The 24,296-nt window shown below is 70.4% G+C and carries 18 protein-coding genes and 2 tRNA genes; 15 read left to right on the top strand and 5 right to left on the bottom strand.

Annotated elements, in window-relative coordinates; genetic code table 11:
* The first annotated feature begins 241 nt into the window (after nucleotides 1-241).
* The 3 genes from EL266_RS10080 (at nucleotide 242) to pflA (ending at nucleotide 3,573) form a co-directional block, all read left to right on the top strand.
* Nucleotides 242-2,356, top strand: coding sequence for a pyruvate formate lyase family protein (locus tag EL266_RS10080; protein WP_026427517.1), 2,115 nt, complete (start codon nucleotides 242-244; stop codon nucleotides 2,354-2,356).
* Between the two features lie 73 nt (nucleotides 2,357-2,429).
* Nucleotides 2,430-2,675: an autonomous glycyl radical cofactor GrcA2 gene (gene grcA2 / locus EL266_RS10075; protein ID WP_026427516.1), complete on the top strand. Its 246-nt coding sequence runs from the start codon at nucleotides 2,430-2,432 to the stop codon at nucleotides 2,673-2,675.
* Between the two features lie 22 nt (nucleotides 2,676-2,697).
* A complete protein-coding gene (gene pflA, locus EL266_RS10070) occupies nucleotides 2,698-3,573 on the top strand; it encodes a pyruvate formate-lyase-activating protein (RefSeq protein WP_026427515.1) in 876 nt (291 codons plus the stop codon).
* A 28-nt stretch (nucleotides 3,574-3,601) separates the two neighbouring features.
* On the opposite strand, the gene EL266_RS10065 is transcribed toward pflA, so the two are convergent.
* Together EL266_RS10065 and EL266_RS10060 are read right to left on the bottom strand one after the other, a co-directional pair.
* Nucleotides 3,602-4,885: an HRDC domain-containing protein gene (locus EL266_RS10065; RefSeq protein ID WP_232012011.1), complete on the bottom strand. Its 1,284-nt coding sequence runs from the start codon at nucleotides 4,883-4,885 to the stop codon at nucleotides 3,602-3,604.
* Nucleotides 4,882-5,478 carry a DUF3000 domain-containing protein gene (locus EL266_RS10060; RefSeq protein ID WP_026427513.1) on the bottom strand — a complete coding sequence of 199 codons (597 nt, stop codon included), beginning with the start codon at nucleotides 5,476-5,478 and terminating at the stop codon, nucleotides 4,882-4,884. Before EL266_RS10060 ends, EL266_RS10065 begins: the two co-directional genes overlap by 4 nt.
* A gap of 214 nt (nucleotides 5,479-5,692) precedes the next feature.
* On the opposite strand from EL266_RS10060, the gene EL266_RS10055 reads away from it, so the two are divergent.
* The gene (locus tag EL266_RS10055; RefSeq protein ID WP_051281335.1) at nucleotides 5,693-6,982 is read left to right on the top strand and encodes a carboxylate--amine ligase; all 1,290 of its coding nucleotides are present in this window, start codon (nucleotides 5,693-5,695) and stop codon (nucleotides 6,980-6,982) included.
* Nucleotides 6,983-7,024: 42 nt separating this feature from the next.
* On the top strand, nucleotides 7,025-8,095 hold the full coding sequence (locus tag EL266_RS10050; protein WP_026427511.1) for a lipid II:glycine glycyltransferase FemX: 1,071 nt from the start codon (nucleotides 7,025-7,027) through the stop codon (nucleotides 8,093-8,095).
* 9 nt (nucleotides 8,096-8,104) lie between these two features.
* Here the strand turns inward: EL266_RS10050 and treZ are convergent, their stop codons facing one another.
* The 3 genes from treZ to glgX all read right to left on the bottom strand — a co-directional run bounded on the left by treZ (nucleotide 8,105) and on the right by glgX (nucleotide 14,798).
* Nucleotides 8,105-9,835 (bottom strand): malto-oligosyltrehalose trehalohydrolase, encoded by a 1,731-nt coding sequence (treZ, locus tag EL266_RS10045; RefSeq protein ID WP_084500972.1) that lies wholly within the window; start codon nucleotides 9,833-9,835, stop codon nucleotides 8,105-8,107.
* Nucleotides 9,836-9,906: 71 nt separating this feature from the next.
* The gene (gene treY / locus EL266_RS10040; protein ID WP_084500970.1) at nucleotides 9,907-12,546 is read right to left on the bottom strand and encodes a malto-oligosyltrehalose synthase; all 2,640 of its coding nucleotides are present in this window, start codon (nucleotides 12,544-12,546) and stop codon (nucleotides 9,907-9,909) included.
* Between the two features lie 89 nt (nucleotides 12,547-12,635).
* Nucleotides 12,636-14,798, bottom strand: coding sequence for a glycogen debranching protein GlgX (gene glgX / locus EL266_RS10035; protein WP_026427509.1), 2,163 nt, complete (start codon nucleotides 14,796-14,798; stop codon nucleotides 12,636-12,638).
* Nucleotides 14,799-15,034: 236 nt separating this feature from the next.
* Between glgX and EL266_RS10030 the strand changes: the two genes are divergently transcribed.
* The 10 genes from EL266_RS10030 to EL266_RS09985 all read left to right on the top strand — a co-directional run bounded on the left by EL266_RS10030 (nucleotide 15,035) and on the right by EL266_RS09985 (nucleotide 24,284).
* Nucleotides 15,035-15,107, top strand: a tRNA-Gly gene (locus tag EL266_RS10030).
* 1 nt (nucleotide 15,108) lies between these two features.
* A tRNA-Val gene (locus EL266_RS10025) sits at nucleotides 15,109-15,180 on the top strand.
* 289 nt (nucleotides 15,181-15,469) lie between these two features.
* Nucleotides 15,470-16,717, top strand: a complete 1,248-nt coding sequence (locus EL266_RS10020; RefSeq protein ID WP_026427508.1) for a carboxylate--amine ligase — start codon at nucleotides 15,470-15,472, stop codon at nucleotides 16,715-16,717.
* Nucleotides 16,718-17,845 (top strand): lipid II:glycine glycyltransferase FemX, encoded by a 1,128-nt coding sequence (locus tag EL266_RS10015; RefSeq protein WP_084500968.1) that lies wholly within the window; start codon nucleotides 16,718-16,720, stop codon nucleotides 17,843-17,845.
* Nucleotides 17,846-17,922: 77 nt separating this feature from the next.
* Complete coding sequence (gene thrS, locus EL266_RS10010; RefSeq protein WP_026427507.1) at nucleotides 17,923-19,974, top strand: threonine--tRNA ligase; 2,052 nt, start codon at nucleotides 17,923-17,925, stop codon at nucleotides 19,972-19,974.
* Nucleotides 19,967-20,551, top strand: a complete 585-nt coding sequence (locus tag EL266_RS10005; protein WP_026427506.1) for an HIT family protein — start codon at nucleotides 19,967-19,969, stop codon at nucleotides 20,549-20,551. Before thrS ends, EL266_RS10005 begins: the two co-directional genes overlap by 8 nt.
* A 109-nt stretch (nucleotides 20,552-20,660) precedes the next feature.
* On the top strand, nucleotides 20,661-21,317 hold the full coding sequence (pgsA, locus tag EL266_RS10000) for a phosphatidylinositol phosphate synthase (protein ID WP_026427505.1): 657 nt from the start codon (nucleotides 20,661-20,663) through the stop codon (nucleotides 21,315-21,317).
* On the top strand, nucleotides 21,314-22,357 hold the full coding sequence (locus EL266_RS09995) for a phosphatidylinositol mannoside acyltransferase (RefSeq protein ID WP_051281333.1): 1,044 nt from the start codon (nucleotides 21,314-21,316) through the stop codon (nucleotides 22,355-22,357). Before pgsA ends, EL266_RS09995 begins: the two co-directional genes overlap by 4 nt.
* Entirely contained in the window at nucleotides 22,354-23,541 is a 1,188-nt protein-coding gene (locus tag EL266_RS09990) for a glycosyltransferase family 4 protein (RefSeq protein WP_026427504.1), read from the top strand. Before EL266_RS09995 ends, EL266_RS09990 begins: the two co-directional genes overlap by 4 nt.
* Before the next feature lie 68 nt (nucleotides 23,542-23,609).
* Nucleotides 23,610-24,284, top strand: coding sequence for a hypothetical protein (locus tag EL266_RS09985; protein ID WP_034515276.1), 675 nt, complete (start codon nucleotides 23,610-23,612; stop codon nucleotides 24,282-24,284).
* The last annotated feature ends 12 nt before the right edge of the window (nucleotides 24,285-24,296 follow it).

The raw sequence follows: 24,296 nt of genomic DNA, 5'->3' as shown, positions 1-24,296 counted from the left end.
TCAGGATGGGGCGGCCACTCAACGGGATGGCCGGGATTCGAGCGCGACGGGACCTTCGTCCCCGGTATGGGGTGCGCGCAAGACCCCTGTGAGTCATCGCACCGAGCAGCCAGGGACTAGTGGCCCAACTCCAGGCGGGCGCGGCCTAGGCTGGGGGCGACGGCGCGGATGTGCCGCCTCGCCTCACAAGGGCGATCACCACCGGGTGGCTCACCGGCCGCCCACATGAGGGAGGGCAAGGATGACCGCCGAGCTCACGACAGCCGCCACCACGGGCGCCAGGGATGAGGCCTGGGAGGGCTTCGTCACCGGTCCGTGGACCGAGAGCACTGACGTCCGCGACTTCATTCAGCGCAACTACACCCCCTATGACGGCGACGCCTCCTTCCTGGCGGGCGCCACCGAGAAGACCCTGCGCGTGTGGGACACCCTGGAGAAGGAGTTCCTGTCCAAGGAGCGCAAGGTCCGCATCCTCGACGTCGACACCCACACCCCCGCTGATATCGACGCCTTCAAGCCCGGCTACATCAGCCCCGATGACGATGTCATCGTCGGTCTGCAGACCGACTCCCCGCTCAAGCGCGCCATGATGCCCAACGGCGGATGGCGCATGGTGGAGACCGCGATCAAGGAGGCCGGCAAGGAGGTCGACCCCGAGGTCAAGAAGATCTTCACCCAGTACCGCAAGACCCACAACGACGCGGTCTTCGACATCTACACCCCGCGCATTCGCGCAGCCCGCTCCTCCCACATCATCACCGGCCTTCCCGACGCCTACGGGCGCGGTCGCATCATCGGCGACTACCGGCGAGTGGCGCTCTACGGCGTGGACCGGCTCATCGAGCTCAAGCAGATCGCCAGGGACGAGGTCGCCGGCGAGCCCTTCTCCGAGCACTGGGCGCGCTACCGCGAGGAGCACTCCGAGCAGATCAAGGCCCTCAAGAAGCTCAAGGCCATGGCCGCCTCCTACGGCTATGACATCTCCGGTCCGGCCAGGAACGCCCATGAGGCCGTGCAGTGGACCTACTTCGCCTACCTGGCCTCGGTGAAGTCCCAGGACGGCGCCGCCATGAGCATCGGGCGCCTGTCGGCCTTCCTCGACGTCTACTTCGAGCGCGACCTGGCCGCCGGGATCATCGACGAGACCCGCGCCCAGGAGCTCATCGACCACATCGTCATCAAGCTGCGCATCACCCGCTTCCTGCGCACCATCGACTACGACCAGATCTTCTCCGGCGATCCCTACTGGGCCACCTGGTCGGATGCCGGATTCTCCGAGGACGGCCGCTCACAGGTCACCAAGACCTCCTTCAGGCTGCTGCAGACCCTGCGCAACCTCGGCCCCGCCCCGGAGCCCAACATCACGATCTTCTGGGACGAGAACCTGCCCCAGGGCTATAAGGAGTTCTGCGCGCTGATCTCCATCACCACCTCCTCCATCCAGTACGAGGCCGATGAGCAGATCCGCGAGCACTGGGGGGACGACGCCGCCATCGCCTGCTGCGTGTCGCCGATGAAGGTCGGCAAGCAGATGCAGTTCTTCGGCGCCCGCGTCAACTCCGCCAAGGCCCTGCTCTACGCCATCAACGGCGGGCGCGACGAGATGACCGGCAAGCAGGTGGTCTCCGGGCTGCCCGGCATCGAGGGGGACGGTCCGCTGGACTTCGATGAGGTCTGGGACAAGTACGAGAAGATGCTCGACTGGGTGGTGGCCACCTACGTCGAGGCCCTCAACATCATCCACTACTGCCACGACCGCTACGCCTACGAGTCCATCGAGATGGCCCTGCACGACTCGGAGATCATCCGCACCATGGGCTGCGGGATCGCCGGGCTGTCCATCGTGGCCGACTCCCTGAGCGCCATCAAGTACGCCACGGTCACCCCGGTGCGCGATGAGACCGGCCTGGTGGTGGACTACATCACCGAGGGCGACTTCCCGATCTACGGCAATGACGACGACCGCGCCGACGACATCGCCGCCACCGTGGTCCACACGGTCATGTCCAAGATCAAGGCCCAGCCCTTCTACCGCGACGCCATCCCCACCCAGTCGGTGCTGACCATCACCTCCAATGTGGTCTACGGCAAGGCCACCGGGAACTTCCCCTCCGGGCACCGCAAGGGCACGCCCTTCTCCCCGGGGGCCAACCCGGAGAACGGCATGGACACTCACGGGATGGTCGCCTCCATGCTCTCGGTGGGCAAGCTGGACTACAACGACGCCCTCGACGGCATCTCGCTGACCAACACCATCACCCCCCAGGGCCTGGGCCGCACCGAGGCCGAGCGGGTGGCCAACCTCGTGGGCATCCTCGACGCCGGATTCGTTCCCGACGACTGCGCCGAGATCTGATCCGCCCTGTGGCGGATGACTCGGATCACCGCCAGACCACACACTGTTCACCGATCACGAAAGGGGCCTAGCCATGGCCACGTATGAAGAGCGCCTCGCCTCGATGAAGGCTCAGCGTCAGGACAACGGCGGCGTCAAGGGCCTGTACCACGCCAACATCAACGTCCTTGACCGCAACACCCTCGAGGACGCCATGGAGCACCCGGAGAACTACCCGAACCTGACGGTGCGCGTCTCGGGCTACGCCGTCAACTTCGTCAAGCTCACTCGCGAGCAGCAGCTCGACGTCCTGGACCGCACCTTCCACTCCCAGGCCTGAGCCGAGCATCAAGCGGTCGTTGATGTCCGAGACGCGCACGACCGCGCAGGCGGGCGGCCGGGACCAGGACTTCCTGGCCCCGGCCGCCCGCCTGCGCGGAGCCGGCATCGGCGGGCTCGAGGAGCTCACCGACCTTCAGCGCTCCGAGCGCCTGGAGCGCATGCGCAGCGGTGAGCTGGGCTCCATCCACTCCTGGGAGCTCGTCACCGCGGTGGACGGCCCCGGCACGCGGATGACCGTCTTCCTCAACGGATGCCCCCTGCGCTGCCTGTACTGCCACAACCCGGACACCTTCCTCATGAAGGACGGCGAGCCGGTGGAGGCCGCCGAGCTCCTGCGACGCATGCGCCGCTACCGGGGCGTCTTCCGCGCCTCCAAGGGGGGCATCACCCTGTCCGGCGGCGAGGTCCTCATGCAGCCGGCCTTCGCCGCCCGACTGCTGGCCGGGGCCAAGGCCATGGGCATCCACACCTGCATCGACACCTCCGGCTACCTGGGCGCCAACGCCACCGATGAGATGCTCGACACCATCGACCTGGTCCTGCTGGATGTCAAGAGCGGGGATGAGGAGACCTACGCGGCGGTCACCGGCAGGGAGCTGGCTCCCACCATCGCCTTCGGCGATCGCCTGGCGGCCAGGGGCATTGAGATCTGGGCGCGCTTCGTGCTCGTGCCGGGCCTGACCGATGACCCGGCCAATGTCGAGAATGTCGCGCGCATCATCGAGCGCTGGGGCTCGGTGAGCCGAGTCGAGGTCCTGCCCTTCCACCAGATGGGCACCGACAAGTGGGACAGCCTGGGCCTGGACTACCGGCTCAGGGACACCCGGCCCCCCGAGCCCGAGCTCGTGGAGTCCACCCGCGCCATCTTCCGCGCCCACGGATTCACGGTCTACTGATCATCGCCCGGCCCCGCGCGGGATCGGGTCAGGCCAGCGCGCCGGCGATGGCCGAGGCTGTCTGCTCGACCTGCCAGGGCCTGGCCCCCAGCGCCTCCAGGCGCTGCTCGATCTCACGGGTGCCCGGACGCCGATGGCCGTCCTGAGCCTCCAGGCCCAGGCGCCAGGCCAGGCGGCGCTGGACGTCAGGGGCGAGCAGCAGCTCCTGGGGCACCCGGATGGCCTCGGCCCGCTCATGCACCGTGGCGCGCACACGGGCCAGGGCGCGGGCGGACTCTGCGTGGTGGCGCTCCCAGGAGCGCGGCTGGGGCAACTCATCGGGGCCCAGGGGGGCACGCGTGGGCGGCAGATCGTCGTCGGGAAGCTGCAGGGCGCGCTCGATGGCCCGCCACCACCTCTCCTGGTACTGGCGCGCCTGGCGTGAGGAGAACTCCTTGAGCGCGGTCATCTTGCGCCGTGAGGTGGGCCGGGCAACCGCCGCCGCCACCAGCGCCTGATGCGGCAGCACCTTGGAGGGGGTGCGGTCCAACTGGGCGGCCAGCTCCTCGCGCGAGATCCACAGCTCGCGCAGAATCGCCAAGGACCTGGGGGAGCGCACGGCCTTGCCGGCCCGCGGTGTCTTGCGCCACGGATCGACCTTGGCAGGCCTGGGCGGACGGGTGCGCACATGCTCGAACTCCTGGGCCGCCCAGTCGGCCTTGCCCGCGGTATGGAGCTCATCGCCCAGGGCCTGCCGCAGCTCGATGAGCAGCTCAACATCCAGCGCGGCGTAGACCAGCCAGGAGGTGGGCAGGGGCCGGGTGGACCAATCGGCTGCGGCGTGATCCTTGGCCAGGCGCAGGCCCAGGGTCTCCTCGACCACCGCCCCCAGGCCCACATGCGCCCGGCCCAGCAGGCGGGCGGCCAGCTCGGTGTCGAACAGGCGGGATGCGCGCAGGTCCAGGGCGGTCAGGCAGGGCAGGTCCTGATCGGCGGCATGAAGGATCCACTCGGGCCCGTGCAGCGCCCGCGCCAGGGGAGCCAGGCTCCCCGAGCTGAGAGGGTCGATGAGCAGCGTGCCCGTGCCCCGGCGCCGCAGCTGGAGGAGGTAGGCGCTCTGGCCGTAGCGGAATCCCGAGGCCCGCTCGGCGTCCACGGCAATAGGGCCCGCGCCTGCGGCCAGGGCGCGAGCGGCGTCGCTCAGCGCCTGGGGATCGGCGGTGATCGCCGGGAGCCCGTCACGGGGACGCAGGTAGTCGCGAACCTGCTCAGGAGCTATGGGGTGATCGGTGGTGCCCGGCTCGGCGGCGGGCAGAGGAGGGGAAGGGGTCACTGACGGTCTCCGGCCAGGCTCAGGGGGCGCACCAGGGCCGGCTCATGCCCGGAGGCCATGAGGATGAGCTCGTACCAGGCCGTCAGATGAGGGCTCAGATCAGCCGTGGCGGGGGACCAGGAGGCGCGGATCTCAGCGTGCCCGCAGGCATCGGAGAGCTCCAGGCCCCCGAAGGTCTCCGACAGCACCCGGGTGACCGTGCCCACCAGGGCGTGGTAGCCGGCGCCGGCGTCGTCCAGTGAATCCGTCAGCCACGACCAGGCGGCCGTTCCCAGCAGCGGGTCGACGTGGACCTCGTCGTCGAGCCGAGCGCGCACCATGACCACCATGCGGAAGTCGGAGTCCCAGGACTCCTGCCCCGCCGGGTCGTGCAGGATGACGAATCGTCCCGAGCCCACCGGCGTGCCGCCCACAGTGTGGACAGTCTCCGCTGTTAGCGCAGCGGCATAGGGCGCCATGCGGCTGGGGGCCGGCACTTCCTCCAGCACCAGGCCACGAGGCCGGGGAGTGTCGCGAATGGACAGCAGCGCCTCCTCGAATCGTTCGGGGATAGCGCTTGTCTCGCCCTGCTGCGACCAACCAGTGCCATTCACACCCTGAACGCTAGCCGTGAGCCGGAGTGGGCACGCGGTGCCACGCCGCGCCAAAAGATCGCAATCCGCCAACTCCGACAGGACTGTGGTTTTGGACTCGCCGGTTCTCGCCGAGAATCGGAGAGATTTCTTGGGCTATCGTGACAGCCCCGCTAAGGAGGACGGCGGGTATCGGCTGCACAGCAGTGGCACAGGACGGGGGAGAGGCACTCGGATGGACACGACTCTGGGCTCACCGGGCGGCTCGCCGCTGTCACAGGGCAGGGCGCCGGGACTCATGCCTGTCATCCTGGGCGGCGATATCGGGGTCTACGCCCTGGCGCGCTGCTTCCACGAGGCCTACCGGGTGCCCTCGGTGTGCATCGCGCCCAGTCCCACCCAGATCCTCACCCGCTCGCGGATCGCCCGGACCGTGGCCCTGGGGGCGGGCGCCCAGCCGGGCGACTACGTCGAGGCGGCGGTGGACGTGGCCCGCCGCAGCCCCGGAGCGCGGCGCATGCTGCTGGCCAACACCGACTGGCACATCCGCGTCATCAACGACCACCGAGACGCCCTCGCCGAGCACTACGCCATCCCCGCCCCCCAGGCGGCGGTCGCGGCCAGGGTCTCCGACAAGGCGGTCTTCGCCTCGATCTGCCAGGAGCTGGGGGTGGCCACGCCCACCACGGTCATCCAGGACTTCTCCGGCGCCGATGACCCCCAATGGTCCCCCGCCCCCGTGGAGCACCTGGGGGCCCCGCTCATCGCCAAGCCCGCCTCCTCGGCGCAGTACAACGACCTGCGCATGGAGGACAAGAAGAAGGTCTTCGTCCTCAACGACGCCTCCCAGGCCCACCAGCTGTGGGAGCGCCTGCGCGCAGCCGGCTTCCGCGGGCGCTTCCTGGCCCAGGAGCTCATCGGCGGTGATGACACCTCCATGCGCTCCCTGACCGCCTATGTCGACTCGCGGGGCACGGCCCTGCTGACCGGATCGGCGCGCGTGCTCCTGGAGGACCACGCACCCACCATGCTGGGCAACCCGGTGGCCATGATCACCGAGCCCTTCGATGAGCTCATGTCCAGCGCGGTCAGGCTGCTGGAGCACGTGGGCTACACGGGCTTCGCCAATTTCGACATCAAGGTGGACCCGGCCACGGGGCGCGCCCTGTTCCTGGAGGTCAACCCGCGCATCGGGCGCAACTGCTACTACATGGCCGCAGCCGGCAAGAACCCGGTGATCCCGGCGGTGCGCGACCTGCTCCTGGACCGCAGGCCCGCCGCCGAGCGACTGGAGGAGGAGATCCTCTACTCCCTGCTGCCCCACCGGCTCCTCACGCGCTACCTGCGCGACCCCTCCCTGCGCTCCCGCGTCGAGGGCCTCATCGCCTCCGGGCGCACCGCCAACCCCCTGCGCTACCAGGCCGACCGCTCCGTGCGGCGCGCCCTGGTGGTGCGGGCCCAAGAGCTCAACCAGTACCGCAAGTTCTCCCGCTACTACCCCCATCCCACGGATTTCTCCGCCTGATCCCGCCAGGATCTGGGCATCAGCCAAGAGAGGCGCATAGAGATGAACAGCACGGCACCTCCAACGACCCCGGGCACGATGCGCGAGGTGGACTGGGAGACCTTCCGCCAGATCGCCGCGCAGGCCTCGACAACCCTGCCCATCGAGCAGACAGCGGTGTGGGACGCCTTCGACATCGCCGCCTCGGGCCGCGAGCCCTGGGGCCGTGTGGTCTACCGGAATGCCCAGGGCAAGGACCGGGCCCTGGTGTCCCTGGCGCGCATGACCGTGCGTGGCGTGCCCTACCTGTGGGCCCGTCATGCGCCGGTGTGGCTGGGCGAGCCGCCCAGCGCGGCCGAGGAGCAGGACCTGCGCGACCGCCTGGTGGCCGGCGTGCGCCGCAAGGACCGGGGCGCGGCCTTCATCCGGATCCACTCCGCCTCCCAGGGCCCGGACTGCCACGAGCTGCTGCAGACCATGACCTACGACCGCACCATCGTCCTGGACCTCGATCAGCCCGACGACGAGGCGATCCTGGCCTCCTTCAAGTCCCGGGGCCGCCGGGATGTGCGCAAGGCCCTGCGCAACGAGGAGCTGACCTTCCACGATGAGACCGACATCGCCGAGGAGGTCTTCTCCGAGCTCTACGAGATCCTCGTGGAGACCGGTGAGCGCGACGGCTTCAGGCCCGCCCCCGAGGAGGTCTACCGCACCATGCTGCGCTCCCTGGGCCCCGAGCACGCCCGGCTGTACGTGGCGCGCCGCAAGGGCCAGGAGGCACTGGTGTGGTCCCTGACCACCATCTACGAGGACCAGGGCCTGCGCTTCTACGCGGGATCATCGGCCGAGGGCCGCCACCTCAGGGCGGCCGACGCCCTGGTGTACAAGGAGGCCTGCTGGCTGCGCGCCCGGGGCGTGCGCCACTACGACCTCATGGGCGTGGACTCCCAGCGCGTCCCCGAGCTGGCCGGCGTGCGGGAGTTCAAGAGCAAGTTCTCCACGCGCGGCCCCATCGAGGTCCCCGGGGCATGGGACGTGCCGGTGCGCCCCCGCCTCCACCGGGCCCTGGTGCGCGCCATGGGCCTCAAGCGCTCCGCGGAGCGCATGCTCTCGCGCCTGCGCCGCACCCCCTGAGGGGCTTGATCAGCGGCGGGCGATCAGCGTGTGACCGGGCAGCAGGACCGTGGGGCACTCGTCCTGGGGGAGCCCCGGAGCCCAGCGGGCGAGCGGCTCGTCGACATCGGGGACGGGCCGGCGGGCGCCTCCCAGATTCGCCGCGACGACGATGTCCTCGTAGGTCACGGTGATCATGCCCTCGCTGTCCTCAACCGCGGGCCACTGGCGGCGGTCGGCCCAGCCCAGCTCGCGGCGCAGCGCGATCAGCTCGGTGAACCAGGCCAGCATGCGGGCGTGCCCCTCATCGCCGAGCTCCTGCCAGTCCAGGCACGAGGCCCGGAAGGTCCCCGGATCCTGGGGGTCGGGGATATCCGTGGCATCCCAGCCGAAATCCGCGAACTCCCGGCGCCGCCCAGCACTGACACCAGCGGCCAGAGCGGGGTCGTCGTGATCGGTGAAGAACTGGAAGGGCCGGCGCGTGCCCCACTCCTCGCCCATGAAGAGCATGGGGGTGTAGGGGCTCAGCAGCACCAGGGCCGCCTGGGCCGCCACAGCGCCGTCGTCGAGGCCGGCTGAGGGGCGATCCCCGATGGCCCGGTTGCCCACCTGATCATGGTTGGAGGCGAAGACCACGAAGCGCCGGGGGTCGGTGCCCTGGGGGACGGGCGCCCCCCAGTTGCGGCCCCTGAAGCTCGACCAGCACCCGTTGTGCAGGAAGGCGCCGGCATAGGCCTTGAGCCACGCCCCCGGCTCAGCGAAATCCGCGTAGTAGCCCTGGGACTCACCGGTCAGGCGCGCATGCAGGGCATGGTGGACATCATCGGCCCACTGGGCCGTCATCCCCAGGGCGGGCATGCGCGCCGGCGGCGTGGCATGAGTGGGGGTGATGACGCCGACATCGTTGAGATCCGACTCCGCCACCAGGCTCAGGGGACGGCCCTCCTGGGCCGACAGCGCCGCCACCGCATCGGAGAGCTCGGCCAGGATATGGCGCGGGGAGTCATCGACGATGGCGTGAATGGCATCCAGGCGCAGGGCGTCGACATGGAAGTCCCGCAGCCAGCGCAGGGCGGCATCGATGATGTAGGCGCGAACCTGCTCGCTGCCCTCCTGGTCGACATTGACCGCCTCCCCCCACGGCGTGTGGTGGGCGCCGGTGAAGTAGGGGCCGAAGACGCTCAGGTAGTTCCCCGAGGGGCCCAGATGGTTGTAGACCACATCCAGGCACACCGCGATGCCGGCGCCATGGGCCGCATCGACGAATCTCATCAGCGCATCGGGCCCCCCGTAGGCCTCATGCACGGCCCACAGGCTCACCCCGTCATAGCCCCAGCCCGCGGTGCCGGGGAAGGGCGCCAAGGGCATGAGCTCCACCATGTCCACGCCCAGGGCGGCCAGGTGGCCCAGGCGCTGCGCGGCCGCATCAAGAGTGCCCTGGGCGGTGAAGGTCCCCACATGGAGCTCGTAGATGACCGCGCCGCGCGCATCGCGGCCCCGCCACGCACCGTCCGTCCAGCTCTCCCGCCAACGGGAGGCCTCCACCCTGCGCGAGGGGCCGTGGACGCCGTGGGGCTGGTGGGCGCTGCGAGGATCAGGCCGATCAGGGCCGCCGTCGACCCGGAAGGCGTAGTCGGCGCCGTCGGGCACCTCCACGGGCGAGCGCCACCAGCCCCGCCCCGTGGGCTCCATGGCCACCAGCGCTCCACTGGCCGGCAGGTGCAGGTCAACCGAGCTGGCCGACGGCGCCCACACCGGCACGCCGGAATCCGGCGGCGGGGCGGGGGAGACCCACGGCGCGGCGTCGGGGGCGCTCGCGGCCCGCGCCGCGCTCACTGCTCGCCCCCGATCGCGCCGGCGCCCTGATCGGGGGGCTCCTCATCGCGCATCCGGGCCAGGACGACGACGGGGGCCTCACCCATCACCTCGGCCAGATGGCAGTCCCCGCCCTGGCACCGTGCACCGGAGAGCACATCGCGCCACTGCCCCGGGGGCAGGACCACCGAGTCCTGGCGCCAGCCGCCCAGCTGCTCCAGGCGGCGCGGCAGGCGCCGGGCGATGACCACCACGTCGGGCTCGCCGTCCAGCAGCCGGGCATAGGCGAAGGCCAGTGAGGTGGTCACCGGGATGGCCCGATAGCCCGAGCGGGGACCAACGAAGGTCTCGGGCCGCTGGGCGCGCAGCCCCGCCAGGCGGGAGACCAGCGCCAGCTTCTCCTCATCGAGGCTGCGGGGCGTCTGCCCTGCCTCGAGCCGCTCCAGGACGGTGGACAGGCCCTGGGGCCCGTCATAGTCCACCGGTCGGCGGTTGTCCGGGTCCACCAGGGAGGTGCGCGTGGTCTCCGAGCCCTGGTAGACGTCGGCCACGCCCAGCCAGGTCAGGGTCAGGGCCTTGTTGGCCAGCACGCAGGCGCGCACCGAGCGGGCGGTCAGGGAGGCGAAGGCCCGCATCTCCTCGGCCACCTGCTCGTCGGTCAGCAGATGAGCGGCGTAGTCGGTCAGCGCCCTCTCGCGCGCCTCATCCGGGGCGGTCCAGGTGGTCCAGACCTTCTGCTCCCGGGAGGCCTTGATGAGGTAGGCGCCCAGGCGCTCGGCGGTCATCGGGTCGCCCGAGTCCGGAGCCCAGGTCCCCCACAGGGTCTGCCACAGCAGGTTCTCGCTGCGACCGTCCAGGTCCGTGGGACGGGCCGCGGCGGTGGCGGCGCGCAGGCGGTGAACCATGTCCTCCCACTCGGTGGAGTAGGAGGCCAGCACGTCCAGGCGCGCGCGCACATCCTCGCCCCGCTTGGTGTCATGAGTGGTGGAGGTCACCATCGTCACGGGCCACAGCTCCTGGGTGCGGGAGGCCCAGGCATGAGCCTCATCGGCGCTGAGAGCGAATCCGAAGGGATTCCCTCCGACCTCGGTCAGGCTGGTCAGATGCGTCCAGCGGTAGAAGGCCGTGTCCTCCACGCCCTTGGCGGTCACGGCCCCGCAGACCTGCTGGAAGCGGATCACGGCCTCAGCGCGCTCAGGGGAGTCCGACAGTCCCTCGGATCCCACCGCCTCGCCCAGCAGCAGGGCCACCACCAGGTCCAGGGTCTCGGCCTGGTCCGCCTCCAGTCGGGTGCGGGCCCGCTCGGCGTCCCCGCGCAGCACGGCCTCCGTCTCCGGTGAGGGCGCGACTCCGGGCACCACGTAGGCGCGGTACTGGTCGGCCGCGACCAGCAGCTCGACCACGCAGTCGCGAAGGTCCCGCACCGTGTGGTCGCGCAGGCGCACGTCCTGAGAGGTCAGGGAGCCCAACAGCCGGGCCAGGCGGTCGACCTCCGAGGCCAGGGATCCGGTGATGATCTCCCGCTTGGCGGCCTCGACGACGCGCTCGTAGAGCACCGGGCCCTCACCGGTGAACTCCTGCATGAGGGCGCCCAGGCGGGCGGCCCCGGCGCTGTCGACCTGGAGCTGGTCGATGCGCCAGGCGGCGTCGTAGCCGGTGGTGCCGGCCACGGACCAGGAGGTGGGCAGCGACTCGGTGGGGGCCAGGATCTTCTCCGCCGCGATCCAGGCCCCGCCGGTGGCCTGGGACAGGCGGTTGAGGTAGCCGCCGGGATCAGCCAGGCCGTCGGGATGGTCCACCCGCAGGGCATCGATGACCCCGGAGTCCATGAGCTCCAGGATCAGGGCGTGGGAACCGGCGAAGACCTCGGGGTCCTCCACGCGGATGGCCGCCAGGGTGCCCACATCGAAGAAGCGCCGGTAGTTGATCTCCTCATCGCCCACCTTCCAGTAGGCCAGCCGGTAGTGCTGGCGCTCGACCAGCACATGCATGGGCAGGGACTGGGTGCCCTCGGCGACGGGGAAGGCCTGGTCGTAGTACCGCAGCACCCACTGGGGGCCCTCGGCCTCCAGGCCGGGCACCACCGCCTGCTCCAGGACCAGCTCCTCCTCGGCCAGGACCGCCCCGATGCGCCTGCCCAGCACCGGCATGAGGATCGGCTCATCGACCGAGACGTCGAACCAGGCGGCGAATGGGGACTGGGGGCCCTCGCGCAGCACGGACCACAGGGGCAGGTTGTGCCAGGCCGGGGTGGGCACGGCCATGTGGTTGGGGACGATGTCCACCACCACGCCCATGCCGGCCTCATGGGCGGTGCGGGCCAGGGCCTCCAGGCCCTCGCGCCCGCCCAGGTGCTCGGCGATGCGCCGGTGATCGACCACGTCGTACCCGTGGGTGGACCCCGGTGCGGCCGCCAGGATGGGGGAGAGGTAGAGGTCGGTGATGCCCAGTCGCTTGAGGTAGGGCACCAGCTCGGCCGCATCGGCGAAGGTCATCGACTCGCCCAGCTGGATGCGGTAGGTGGTCACCGGGGTGCGGCGCCCCGGGGAGGGCACATGGCCCGACCAGGGGGCGTACTCCCCGCCGGTGTCCTGCTCGGGCCGCTCCGGGCTGCGGGCGGTGGTGATCTGATCGGCCGTGCTCTGCGGTGTCTCCATGCTCAGCTCCAGTACGTGGTGGTTCGGTCGCCCGGGGCCGGGCGCGGGCCCGACCGCCCGGGTCAGGATCGGTCGGGCCCGCGCCGCGGTCAGGACGAGGCGTGCTCGGCGCTGATCGCCTCGGGGTCACAGGTCAGGAAGAGCATGGAGCGGGACTCGACCACGACGGTCTCACCGGCCTCCAGGACGGGGTCGGAGTCCCCGTCCACCGCCGGGGCGGTGTCCAGGGCCACCTGCCAGCTGGGGGCGTAGTCCGGGGTGGGCAGGGTGAACTCGATGTCCTCCTCGGAGGCGTTGATGAGCACCAGGAAGGAGCTGTCCACGATGCGCTGGCCGCGCAGGTCGGGCTCGGCGATGGCCTGGCCATTGAGGAAGACCATCATGGCTCGGGCGTACCAGGTGCCCCAGTCCTGCTCGGTCATCGACTGCCCCGAGGGGGTGAGCCACTCGATCTCCCCGAGCTCGGACTCCCCGCCGTGCCCGGCGTCCCCGGAGAAGAAGCGGCGACGCCGCAGCACCGGGTGGTCGCGGCGCATCCACATCATGGTGCGGGTGAAGTCCAGCAGCTCCTGCTGATGCTCATCGAGATCCCAGTGCACCCAGGAGATCTCGTTGTCCTGGCAGTAGACGTTGTTGTTGCCGCCCTGGGTGCGGCCCATCTCATCGCCATGGCAGATCATGGGCACGCCCTGGCTGAACAGGATGGTGGCCAGGAAGTTGCGGATCTGACGCATGCGCAGCTCGATGACCTGCGGATCATCCGTGGGGCCCTCGGCGCCGCAGTTCCAGGAGTGGTTGTTGGAGTCGCCGTCGGCGCCGCCCTCCAGATTGGCCTCGTTGTGCTTGGTGTTGTAGGAGACCAGGTCGCGCATGGTGAAGCCGTCATGCGCGGTGACGAAGTTGATGGAGGCCACCGGGGTACGGCCCGAGTGCTGGTAGAGGTCGGAGGAGCCGGTGATCCGGGAGGCGAACTCTCCCAGGGTCGAGGGCTCACCGCGCCAGAAGTCGCGCACCGTGTCGCGGTACTGGCCGTTCCACTCGCTCCACAGGACCGGGAAGCCGCCGACGTTGTAGCCGCCGTCGCCCACATCCCAGGGCTCGGCGATGAGCTTGACCTGGGAGAGGACCGGATCCTGGTGGATGATGTCGAAGAAGGCGGAGAGCTTGTCCACCTCGTGGAACTGGCGCGCCAGGGTGGAGGCCAGGTCGAAGCGGAAGCCGTCGACATGCATCTCGGTGACCCAGTAGCGCAGGGAGTCCATGATCAGCTGCAGGACGGCGGGGGAGCGCATGAGCAGGGAGTTGCCGGTGCCCGTGGTGTCGAAGTAGTGGGCCTGGTCGCCGTCGACGAGCCGGTAGTAGGAGGCGTTGTCGATGCCGCGGAAGGACAGGGTGGGACCCATGTGGTTGCCCTCGGCGGTGTGGTTGTAGACCACGTCGAGGATCACCTCGATGTCGGCCTCGTGGAGGGCCTTGACCATGGATTTGAACTCCTGGACCTGCTGGCCGTCGGAGCCGTAGGCCGTGTAGGTGTTGTGCGGGGCGAAGAAGCCGATGGTGTTGTAGCCCCAGTAGTTCGACAGGCCTTTCTCCTGCAGATGCGTGTCATTGACGAACTGGTGGACCGGCATCAGCTCGATGGCCGTGATCCCCAGGGACTTCAGGTGCTCGATGATCACCGGCTGGGCCAGCCCCGCATAGGTGCCGCGCAGGTGCTCGGGGACCTCGGGGTGGAGCTGGGTCAGGCCCTTGACATGGGCCTCGTAGATGATCGTCTCGTGGTACTCGTGGCCCGGGGGGCGGTCGTGCCCCCAGTCGAAGAAGGGGTTGATCACCACTGAGCGCATGGTGTGCTCGGCGGAGTCCTCCTCGTTGCGGGCCTCAGGGTTGAGGAACTGGTAGGAGTAGAGCGCCTGCGAGGGGGAGACCTGGCCGGACATCGCCTTGGCGTAGGGGTCCAGGAGCAGCTTGGAGGGGTCGCAGCGGTGCCCGCTGGCGGGGTCGTAGGGTCCGTGCACGCGGTAGCCGTACTTCTGCCCCGGGGAGATCCCGGGCAGGTAGGCGTGCCAGACGTCGGCGTCGACCTCGGTCAGCGGAATCCTCGTCTCGGCGCCCTTGTCATCGAACAGGCAGAGCTCGACCGAGGTCGCCACGGCCGAGAAGAGTGAGAAGTTGGTGCCCGCCCCATCGTAGGTGGCACCCAGGGGATAGGGCTGGCCTGGCCAGGTCTGCGGAGTCTGAAGAGTCGCCATGGCACAACCTTGCCACGTTCGCGACCACGGGGCGGGTCACTTGGGCCGGGGATGCCGCAGGCCGGACAGGAGCCCCGGGCGGGGGCGAACAGGCGGCGTGGGGCTGCTGCTCCCCGCTGGGCGCGGCGCGCCCGCATATGATGAGTGAGCCACCTCATGCCCTCTGGTCTGCTCGGCGCTTTGCCGCCGAGCCGGGGCTCTGCTAATTTTCTTCCCGCACCCCACAAGGGTGTCACGCGGATGTGGCTCAGTTGGTAGAGCATCACCTTGCCAAGGTGAGGGTCGCGGGTTCGAGTCCCGTCATCCGCTCGGGCGATTGGCGCAGCGGTAGCGCGCTTCCCTGACACGGAAGAGGTCACTGGTTCGAACCCAGTATCGCCCACCGGCATCACGGATACCGAGCAGGCGCCCAGGGGCGCCTTTTTTGCTGCTGGCGCGCCTTGGGCCGGTGGGCCGCCTCATCCCCGGGACAGGCCCGGCCTCCTGCGCATGACCAGGGGGCGCGATGGCCGAATCATCCCGACGAAGGATCGGGATGACCCTGATCGTGCCATATGGTGGGCCTTATCGCTCTTGCTTGTGATGACCGATCCCCTCGCGGACGCACGGCTCGCAAGCGCGCGACGCCGGTCCCAGGCGGGTCCGGCCCCATCGGCACAGAACGGATAGGAATGGCAGCACGCTTCGGGCACCTGCTCCCGATCGTCCTCGGAGGGGACATCGGGGCCTACGCTCTGGCCCGCCAGCTCCACGAGGCCACCGGCAACCGGGTGGCACTGGTGGCCAGCGAGCCGATCGTGGCGATCACGCGATCCCGTTACATCGACGTCGTCCATCAGGAGGCCGGCGCGCCCGGCGAGCAGACCGTCGCGATCATCGAGAGGCTCACGGCCGACCGCCCTGAGCGCAGCGCGGTGGTCATGGCCAATACCGACGCCGCGGCCGCGCTGATCGCCGCCAACCGCGAGCGCCTGGAGCCCACCTGCGTGCTTCCCTTCCCCGACCTGGAGGTCATGGAGCGCGTCAGCGACAAGGCCTCCTTCTCCCGCCTGTGCGCCGAGGTCGGGGTCGCCACTCCCCGCGAGGTCATCGTGGACCTGGCCGATCCCGCCTGCACTCCGCCCCTCGACCCCGAGCCGCTGGGCGTTCCCTTCCCCCTGGTGGCCAAGGCCGCCATCGGATCGGATTACGACCGGGTCTCCTTCGAGGGCAAGCGCAAGATCTGGTTCATCGACGACGCCCAGGAGCTCGCCGCCATGTGGCAGGCGCTGGAGTCGGCCGACTACCGCTCGCCCTTCCTCCTCCAGGAGCGCATCCCCGGGGATGACACCGCCATGCGCTCGGTCACGGTCTACATGGACTCCACCGGCGCCATGCGCCTGGTCGGCTCGGCCCGCGTCCTGCTGGAGGACCACGCCCCCTGGCTCATCGGCAACCCGGTGTCCATGATCACCGAGGCCTTCCCGGGCCTGTGGCGGGCCACCGAGGCGCTCCTGACCCACGCCGGCTACCGGGGCTTCGCCAACCTGGACATCAAGGTCGACCCCCGTGATGGTCGCGAGCTCTTCTTCGAGGTCAACCCCCGCATCGGCCGCAACTCCTTCTACCTGTCCGCCGCGGGCGCCAATCCCATGACCGTCATGCTCGACGATCTGGTCTGCGACATGCGCGGCCCGCGCACCGAGGTCACCACCCAGGTGCTCTACTCCCTGGTCCCCTACCGCCTCCTGAGGCGCTACCTGGCCGATCCCGAGTTGCGCGGCCGGGCCGACTCCCTGGCGCGCGGCCTGGCCGACCCGCTGCGCGACCCCACCGAGCGCTCCGTGCGCCGCCGCCTGACCATCGAGGCGCAGCGCCTCAACCAGTACCGCAAGTTCGCCCGCCACTATCCGATCTCCTCCAACGACAGGTCCCGCTGAATGTCCACGCACAGTCCCTCGCAGTCCTCGCCCCGCCCCGCCTCCCAGGGCGGCGCAGCCCAGCGCCCGGCGGTCCCCAGGGCACTGTCAACCCCCGGACGCTCGGAGACCCTGCGTGCCGTCGACGGGCGCGAGATGCGCATCGCCGTGGGCAACAGCCCGATGCCCGTGGAGCAGGCCGAGTGCTGGCAGCGCTTCGAGGAGGCCCTGGGGCGCCGCCTGTGGGGCCGCTACCTCTACGAGGACGGCGGCAAGCCCGTGGCCGCCATCGCCCTGTACCGCTACGAGCTGGCCGGCCAGGCCTTCCTGTGGGCCAAGCACGGTCCGGTCTGGCTCAAGGAGCAGTCCCCCCAGCGCGAGGCGCATCTGCGCGAGCTCCTGCGCATGGAGGTCAAGCGCCGGGACCGCTCGATCCGGTTCATCCGCATGCACGCCCGCTACGGCGCCAAGGATCTTCGCGAGCTCATCTCGACCATCACCTATGACCGCACCTATGTCATCGACCTGACCCCCAAGACCCCAGAGGCGATCGCGGCCGCCATGCCCAAGGACGGGCGCCGCGCCGTCAAGCGCGCCGAGAGGGTGGCCCGCGAGGCCGGCTGCACGATCAGCGACGAGACCGGGCTGGACCGCCAGGCCTTCGAGGAGGTCTACGAGGTGCTGCGCGAGACCGCCGAGCGCGACGGCTTCTCGCCCCACGGCTCCGAGGTCTACTGGACCATGCTGACCTCCCTGGGCCCCGAGCACGCCCGGCTCTTCGTCCTGCGCCAGGACGGGGTGCCCCACGCCTGGGACCTCATCCTGACCTCCGGCAAGGACTCCGTGGCCTACTACGGCGCCTCGTCCAACGCCTCGCGATCCTTCCGCGGGGCCGAGGCCCTGGACTGGTGGGCCGCCTGCGCCCTGGCCCAGGAGGGCTACCGCGGACTGGACCTCATGGGCGCCGGCTCCACGCGCGTGCCCGAGCTCTACACGGTGGGGCAGTACAAGAAGCGCTACGCCCAGCACGTCACCGAGGTCGACGGCGCCTGGGACGTGCCGGTCTCCCGGGTGGTCTACCGGGGGCTGGTCAGTGCCAAGCGGATGCGTGATGCACTGCGCTCCCGGGGCGGCGAGCAGGTCGACTGACTCGCGGCGCTCCCGGTTAGACTCAGGGCCAAGCCAGGGTGCTGGTGCAGCACCCCATGACCCAAGGAGACAAGCGCGTGGAAGCCCAGCCCACCTGTGACATCACCCTCGACGGCCTGGTCAGGAGCATCGAGCCGGGGACCACGGGCACGGCCCTGTTCGGGCAGGAGGCGATCAGGGCCGGGGTGGTGGCCATGCGCGTCAACGGCGAGCCCTGGGACCTGGAGCGCCCGATCCCGGCCGGTGCGGCCGTTGAGCCCATCACCATCGACTCGCCCGACGGCCTGGACATCCTGCGCCACAGCGCCACCCATGTCATGGCCCAGGCCGTCCAGGAGATGTTCCCCGAGGTCAACCTGGGCATCGGACCCTTCATCACCGATGGCTTCTACTACGACTTCGGCAATATCGACGCCGTGACCCCCGAGATGATGCGCGAGATCGACAAGCGCATGAAGCGCATCGTCAAGGAGGGCCAGCGCTTCGTGCGCCGCGAGATCACCGAGGCCCAGGGCGCCGTCGAGCTGGCGGACCAGCCCTACAAGCTCGAGCTCATCACCACCAAGGGCGCCGGGGCCGAGGGCGCCTCGGTGGAGGTCGGCTCGGGGGGCCTGACCGTGTATGACAACGTCCGGCGCGATGGCAGCGTCGCCTGGAGCGACCTGTGCCGCGGCCCCCACCTGCCCTCGACCCGGCATATCGGGATGGGCTTCGCCCTGACCAAGTCCTCCTCCGCCTACTGGAAGGGAGACCAGTCCGGGGACTCGCTGCAGCGCATCTACGGCACCGCCTGGGCCACCAAGGAGGAGCTCAAGGCCTACCAGGAGCGCATCAAGGAGGCCGAGCGGCGCGACCACCGCAAGCTCGGCGCCGAGCTCGACCTCTTCTCCTTCCCCGAGGAGATCGGCCCCGGCCTGGTCGTCTTCCACCCCAAGGGAGCGATGCTGCGCCACGAGATCGAGAGCCATGTCATCGCCCGCCACCGCGAGTACGGCTTCGACTTCGTCCACACCCCCGAGATCTCCAAGGGCGGGCTGTTCCACACCTCGGGCCACCTGCCCTACTACGCGGACACCATGTTCCCGCCCATGCTCGCCGATGAGGAGCGCGACGAGGCGGGCAACATCACCAAGGCCGGCCAGGAGTACTACCTCAAGGCCATGAACTGCCCCATGCACAATCTCATCTTCCGCTCCCGGGGGCGCTCATACCGCGAGCTGCCCCTGCGCTTCTTCGAGATGGGGCACGACTACCGCTACGAGAAGTCCGGAGTGGTCCACGGCCTGACCCGCATGCGCGGATTCACCCAGGACGACTCCCACACCTACTGCACCACCGAGCAGGCCGGGCAGGAGATCAAGGCCCAGATCGCCTTCTTCATCTCCATCCTCCAGGACTTCGGCCTGACCGACTTCTACCTGGAGCTGTCCACCCGCGATGAGGACGGCGCCAAGAAGGACAAGTTCATCGGCTCCGACCAGGACTGGGCGGTGGCCACCGCGGCCCTGAAGGAGGCCTGCGACGCCTCCGGCCTGACCGTCGTTCCCGACCCCGGGGGCGCGGCCTTCTACGGGCCCAAGGTCTCCGTCCAGGTCAAGGATGCCATTGGGCGGACCTGGCAGATGTCGACGGTCCAGTACGACTTCAACCAGCCCGAGCGCTTCGACCTGGAGTACACCGCCTCCGATGGCACGCATCAGCGCCCCATCATGCTGCACTCGGCCAAGCTCGGGTCCGTCGAGCGCTTCATCGGGGTGCTCACCGAGCACTACGCGGGCGCCTTCCCGGCCTGGCTGGCTCCCGTCCAGGTCCGCCTCATCCCCGTGGCCGAGGCCTTCGACGACTACGTGCGCGAGGTGGCCGAGCAGCTGCGCGCCCGCGGGGTCAGGGTGGAGGCCGACCTGTCCGACGACCGCTTCGGCAAGAAGATCCGCAACGCCTCCAAGGACAAGATCCCCTTCACGCTGATCGCGGGTGGAGAGGACGCCCAGGCCGGCGCCGTGTCCTTCCGCTTCCGCGACGGGGAGCAGACCAATGGCGTGCCCGTGGGCCGGGCCGTGGAGCACATCGCCTCGGTGATCGCCCGGCGCGTCAACGACCCGGCGGGGGAGAGGCTCAGCCGTGACTGAGCGGCCCGACCCGCCCCTGGTCGAGGAGCCCCCCTACCACGAGGGCGCTCCGGCGGCCTTCCAGAGGCTGTGGACGCCCCACCGCATGGTCTACATCGGCGGGCAGAACAAGCCCGCTGATGACACCCCCTCCCAGTGCCCCTTCTGCATCGGGCCCCAGCAGGCCGACGCTGAGGCGCTGATCGTCCATCGCGGCCTGAGCGCCTATGTCATCATGAACCTCTACCCCTACAACACCGGTCACCTCCTGGTGTGCCCCTACCGGCACATCTCCGACTACACCGAGGCCAGCGAGGATGAGCGGGCGGAGATCGGCGAGCTGACCGCGCGGGCCATGGAGGTGGTGCGCTCGGTCTCGCGCCCCCACGGCTTCAACCTGGGGATGAATCAGGGCGAGGTGGCCGGCGCCGGCATCGCCGCGCACCTCCACCAGCACATCGTGCCCAGGTGGCAGGGGGATGCGAACTTCATGCCCATCATCGGACGCACCAAGCCCGTCCCCCAGCTCCTGGGCACTCAGCGCGACATGCTCGCCCAGGCCTGGGACACGGCCCCCGGCGCCGCTGGGCCGGGCTGAGCGGCGCCAGGCCATCCTCGCGGGCCGCCGGCCCGCCTGACAGTCCAACCCTGATCAACCCCGACCAACCCCGACCAACCCCGACCAACCCCGACCGACGAGGCAGCACATGCTCGGACAGCACGGACGGGGCCTGAGCACGGCCCTGTTCACCCGGCCCGCCCTGGCCCTGGCCAGGGCGGGGGTCACCCCCAACATGCTCACCGTGGCCGGCACGGTGCTGACGGTGGGCGCGGCCGTGTCCACCCTGCCCCAGGGGCGGTTCCTCCTGGCGCCCCCGCTGCTGGCCGCGCTGCTGGCCGCCGACTCATGCGACGGGATTCTCGCCCGCGCCACCGGACGGACCTCGCAGTTCGGCGCCTTCCTGGACTCGACCATGGACCGCCTGGCCGACGGCGCGATCTTCGGCTCCCTCATCGTGTGGGCCGCACTCCACCTGGCCGACGGCGCCCTGCGCACCACGACGGTGAGCCTGGGGGTGGTCTGCGTCGTCCTGGTCGCAGCCGTCCCCTATGCCAGGGCGCGGGCGGAGTCCATCGGAGCCACCGCCTCGGTGGGCATCGCCGAGCGCACCGATCGGCTTGTCATCATCGGCGTCGCGATCCTGGCGGTCGGACTGGGCGCGCCGGCCTGGGTGCTCAGCGCGGGACTGGCCCTGGTGGCCGCGGCCAGCGCCGTGACGGTGATCCAGCGCATCGTCGTCGTGCGCTCCCAGGCCCTGGCCCAGGAGCGCGCCGGGGCGATGCCAGGCGGGGAGCGGGCATGAGGCGGCCCGGCGTCCAGGACGCCTATCGCATGGCCTGGAGGCATGCGCACCGCCTCCCGGCCCCGGTGGGCTACGCCCTGGCCCACGGCGTGGGCGACATCATCTGGTGCCTCCACCGCCTGCGCGGCGCGCTGGGCGGCGCCGGCACGGGCAGCGGAGTGGGCCAGCTCGAGCGCAACCTGTCCAGGGTCCTTCCCGGTGCCAGCCCCGCCCAGGTGCGGGCGGCCTCACGGTCGGGCATGCGCTCCTACATGCGCTACTTCTACGAGGTCTTCGCCCTGCCGGGGATCGGTCCGCAGCAGCTCCAGGCCCGCGTGCGCGCCGATGCCGACCCCGCCCTCCATGAGGATCTGCGCCGCGGCGGCGTCGTGCTGGCCCTGGGCCACACGGGCAACTGGGACCTGGCCGCCGCCTGGGCCTGCCGGGAGCTGGCGCCCGTGCTCACCGTCGCCGAGAGGCTCGAGCCGGCGGATCTCTTCGAGCAGTTCACTGCCTTCCGTCAGGGCCTGGGCATGCGCATCATCGGCCAGGCCCGTGGCGAGCGAGTCTTCGACCGCCTGGTGAGCGCCGCCCGCGAGGAGCACTGCGCCATCGCCCTGCTGGCGGACAGGGACCTGAGCTCGGCGGGGATCGAGGCCCGGCTGTGCGGGCACAGCGCCTACGTGGCCGCCGGCCCCGCCGCGATCGCCGCGCACCTCGACCTGCCCCTGTATGTCGCCTCCATCCACTACGAGCGCCTGACCGGCCAGCGCCGTCGTCGGGCCGGATCCCCCTGGGGGCTGGTGCTGACCATCAGGGCGGTGCCCGGTGTCCAGGACGGGCCCGATCGGGTGGCCGAGCACACCCGTACCTGGGTGCGCGAGCTCGGACCACTGCTGGCCGCTCACCCCCAGGACTGGCACATGCTCCAGCCCGTCTTCACCGAGGACCTCGATCCGCAGCGGCTGGCCCGCGGCTGGGCCCGGGACAGCCGGCAGGAGTCGCACGCGAGCGCGGAAAGCGCCATGGTCAAGAACGAGCCGGGCCAGGAGGGGGCATGAGGATCGGGATCGTGTGCCCCTACTCCTTCGAGGCCCACGGCGGGGTCCAGGCCCATGTCATGGACCTGGCCGGAGAGCTCCAGTCGCGGGGCCATGAGGTCCAGGTCCTGGCCCCCGCGGCGGAGGACACAGAGCTGCCCGAATGGGTCACCAGCGCCGGGCAGGCCATCGCCATCCCCTACAACGGCTCCGTGGCCCGTCTGAACTTCGGCGCCCTGGTGGCCCGGCGCGCCCGGCGCTGGCTGGAGGCAGGCGACTTCGACCTCGTCCATATCCACGAGCCCATCACGCCCAGCGTGGGCATGCTCGCCCTCCAGGCCGCGCAGTGCCCCGTCGTGGGCACCTTCCACGCCGCCCTGGACCGGTCCCTGGCCCGCGAGCTGCTCTCGCCGGTGGCCGTCCCGCTCATGGAGAGGCTCACCGCCCGCATCGCGGTCTCCGAGGAGGCCCGGCGCACCCTCATCCAGTATCACGGGGGCGACGCCGTGGTCATCCCCAACGGCGTGCGCACCGCGCCCTTCACCCGGGCCCGCGGCGACGACCCCCGCTTCGCCGGCACCGAGCAGGCCCCCACCATCGCCTTCCTGGGGCGCCTGGACGAGCCGCGCAAGGGCCTGGACGTTCTGGCCCGCGCCATCCCCGCCGTCCTGCGCGCCGTGGCCGGGGCGCGATTCCTCATCGCCGGGCGCGGCCAGGCCCTCCACATCAGGGAGCAGCTGGAGAGCCACGGCGACTGCGTGGCCTTCCTGGGCGGGATCAGCGACGAGGACAAGGCCGCCATGCTGGCCTCGGCAACCTGCTACGTGGCCCCCCAGACCGGGGGGGAGTCCTTCGGCATCGTCCTCATCGAGGCCATGGCCGCCGGAACCCACGTCATCGCCTCGGATCTGACAGCCTTCTCCGATGTCCTGGACCAGGGCCGCTACGGCGCGCTCTTCCGCAACGGGGACAGCCAGGACCTGGCCCGCGTCATCATCGAGACCCTGACCGAGCCGGCCGCGGCCATTGAGCGCGGCCGGGCGGCCAGCGCCATCGTGGGCCGCTACGACTGGGCGGCCGTGACCGATGAGATCCTCGACGTCTATGAGATGGCCCTGTCCACTGCACAGGCGCCGGGGGCTCCCGAGGCCAGGACCGGCACCGCGCTCGACCGCCTCCGCCGCGCCCGCCAGGAGGAGACATGATCCCGCCCCGGACCCAGGCCCCGCTCCTGCAGCCCTTGATCCTCGGCGATGGTCCCTGGCCCACTGTGATGAGCGTGCTGGTCATCGTCCTGCCCGTCCTGCTGGTCATCGGATGGTCCCTGTACGTCATGGCGGTGCGCGTTGACCGCCTCCACCGGCAGGTCCTGGGCTCCCGGGCGACCCTGGAGGCCCAGCTCACCTACCGCGCCGAGGCGGCCTGCGACCTGGCCGCCAGCGGCGTCTTGGATCCCGCCTCCAGCCTGCTGCTGATCAGGGCCGCTTGCGAGGCCCTGGACGCCGAGGGGCCCATCGTGGAGGACGGCCTGGATCCCGGCCCCCGAGTCGATGCCGCCGATGCCCCAGATGCCGCAGATGCCCCGGTCCAGCCCGGCCACCGTGGCCACCGTGCTCAGGGCGAGGCGCATCCGGGCCAGCAGCGCCGAACGGCCCACCGAGCCGGCCTGGAATCCGATCTCAGTCGGGTGCTGCGCACCGTGCTGAACGTCCCGGCACGGGCAGAGCTCACCGATGCGCTCGGCGCCCAGGCTCTGGCACGGTTGGACAGGGCGTGCAGCCGGCTGGTCCTGGCCCGCCGTTTCCACAACACCCATGTCAGTGAGGCACGGGCCCTGCGCTCCAGCCTGATCGTCCGGGTCTTCCACCTGGCCGGGCGGGCCCCCATGCCCCAGACCTTCGATGCCGACGACGACGCCGAGCCGGCCCCTGGGCCCACAGGGCCATGAGCCGACGGCCAT

This window comes from Actinomyces slackii (assembly GCF_900637295.1).
GTDB classification, from domain to species: Bacteria; Actinomycetota; Actinomycetes; order Actinomycetales; family Actinomycetaceae; genus Actinomyces; species Actinomyces slackii.
Note: the sequence above shows the minus strand (reverse complement) of the source record. Positions and strands in the feature narration are given on the sequence as shown.

Coding starts and splice junctions, on each gene's coding strand:
- EL266_RS10080 (WP_026427517.1), top strand. CDS start 242: ATGACCGCCGAGCTCACGACAGCCGCCACCACGGGCGCCAGGGATGAG.
- grcA2 (WP_026427516.1), top strand. CDS start 2,430: ATGGCCACGTATGAAGAGCGCCTCGCCTCGATGAAGGCTCAGCGTCAG.
- pflA (WP_026427515.1), top strand. CDS start 2,698: ATGTCCGAGACGCGCACGACCGCGCAGGCGGGCGGCCGGGACCAGGAC.
- EL266_RS10055 (WP_051281335.1), top strand. CDS start 5,693: ATGGACACGACTCTGGGCTCACCGGGCGGCTCGCCGCTGTCACAGGGC.
- EL266_RS10050 (WP_026427511.1), top strand. CDS start 7,025: ATGAACAGCACGGCACCTCCAACGACCCCGGGCACGATGCGCGAGGTG.
- treY (WP_084500970.1), bottom strand. CDS start 12,546: ATGGAGACACCGCAGAGCACGGCCGATCAGATCACCACCGCCCGCAGC.
- glgX (WP_026427509.1), bottom strand. CDS start 14,798: ATGGCGACTCTTCAGACTCCGCAGACCTGGCCAGGCCAGCCCTATCCC.
- EL266_RS10020 (WP_026427508.1), top strand. CDS start 15,470: ATGGCAGCACGCTTCGGGCACCTGCTCCCGATCGTCCTCGGAGGGGAC.
- EL266_RS10015 (WP_084500968.1), top strand. CDS start 16,718: ATGTCCACGCACAGTCCCTCGCAGTCCTCGCCCCGCCCCGCCTCCCAG.
- pgsA (WP_026427505.1), top strand. CDS start 20,661: ATGCTCGGACAGCACGGACGGGGCCTGAGCACGGCCCTGTTCACCCGG.
- EL266_RS09995 (WP_051281333.1), top strand. CDS start 21,314: ATGAGGCGGCCCGGCGTCCAGGACGCCTATCGCATGGCCTGGAGGCAT.
- EL266_RS09990 (WP_026427504.1), top strand. CDS start 22,354: ATGAGGATCGGGATCGTGTGCCCCTACTCCTTCGAGGCCCACGGCGGG.
- EL266_RS09985 (WP_034515276.1), top strand. CDS start 23,610: ATGAGCGTGCTGGTCATCGTCCTGCCCGTCCTGCTGGTCATCGGATGG.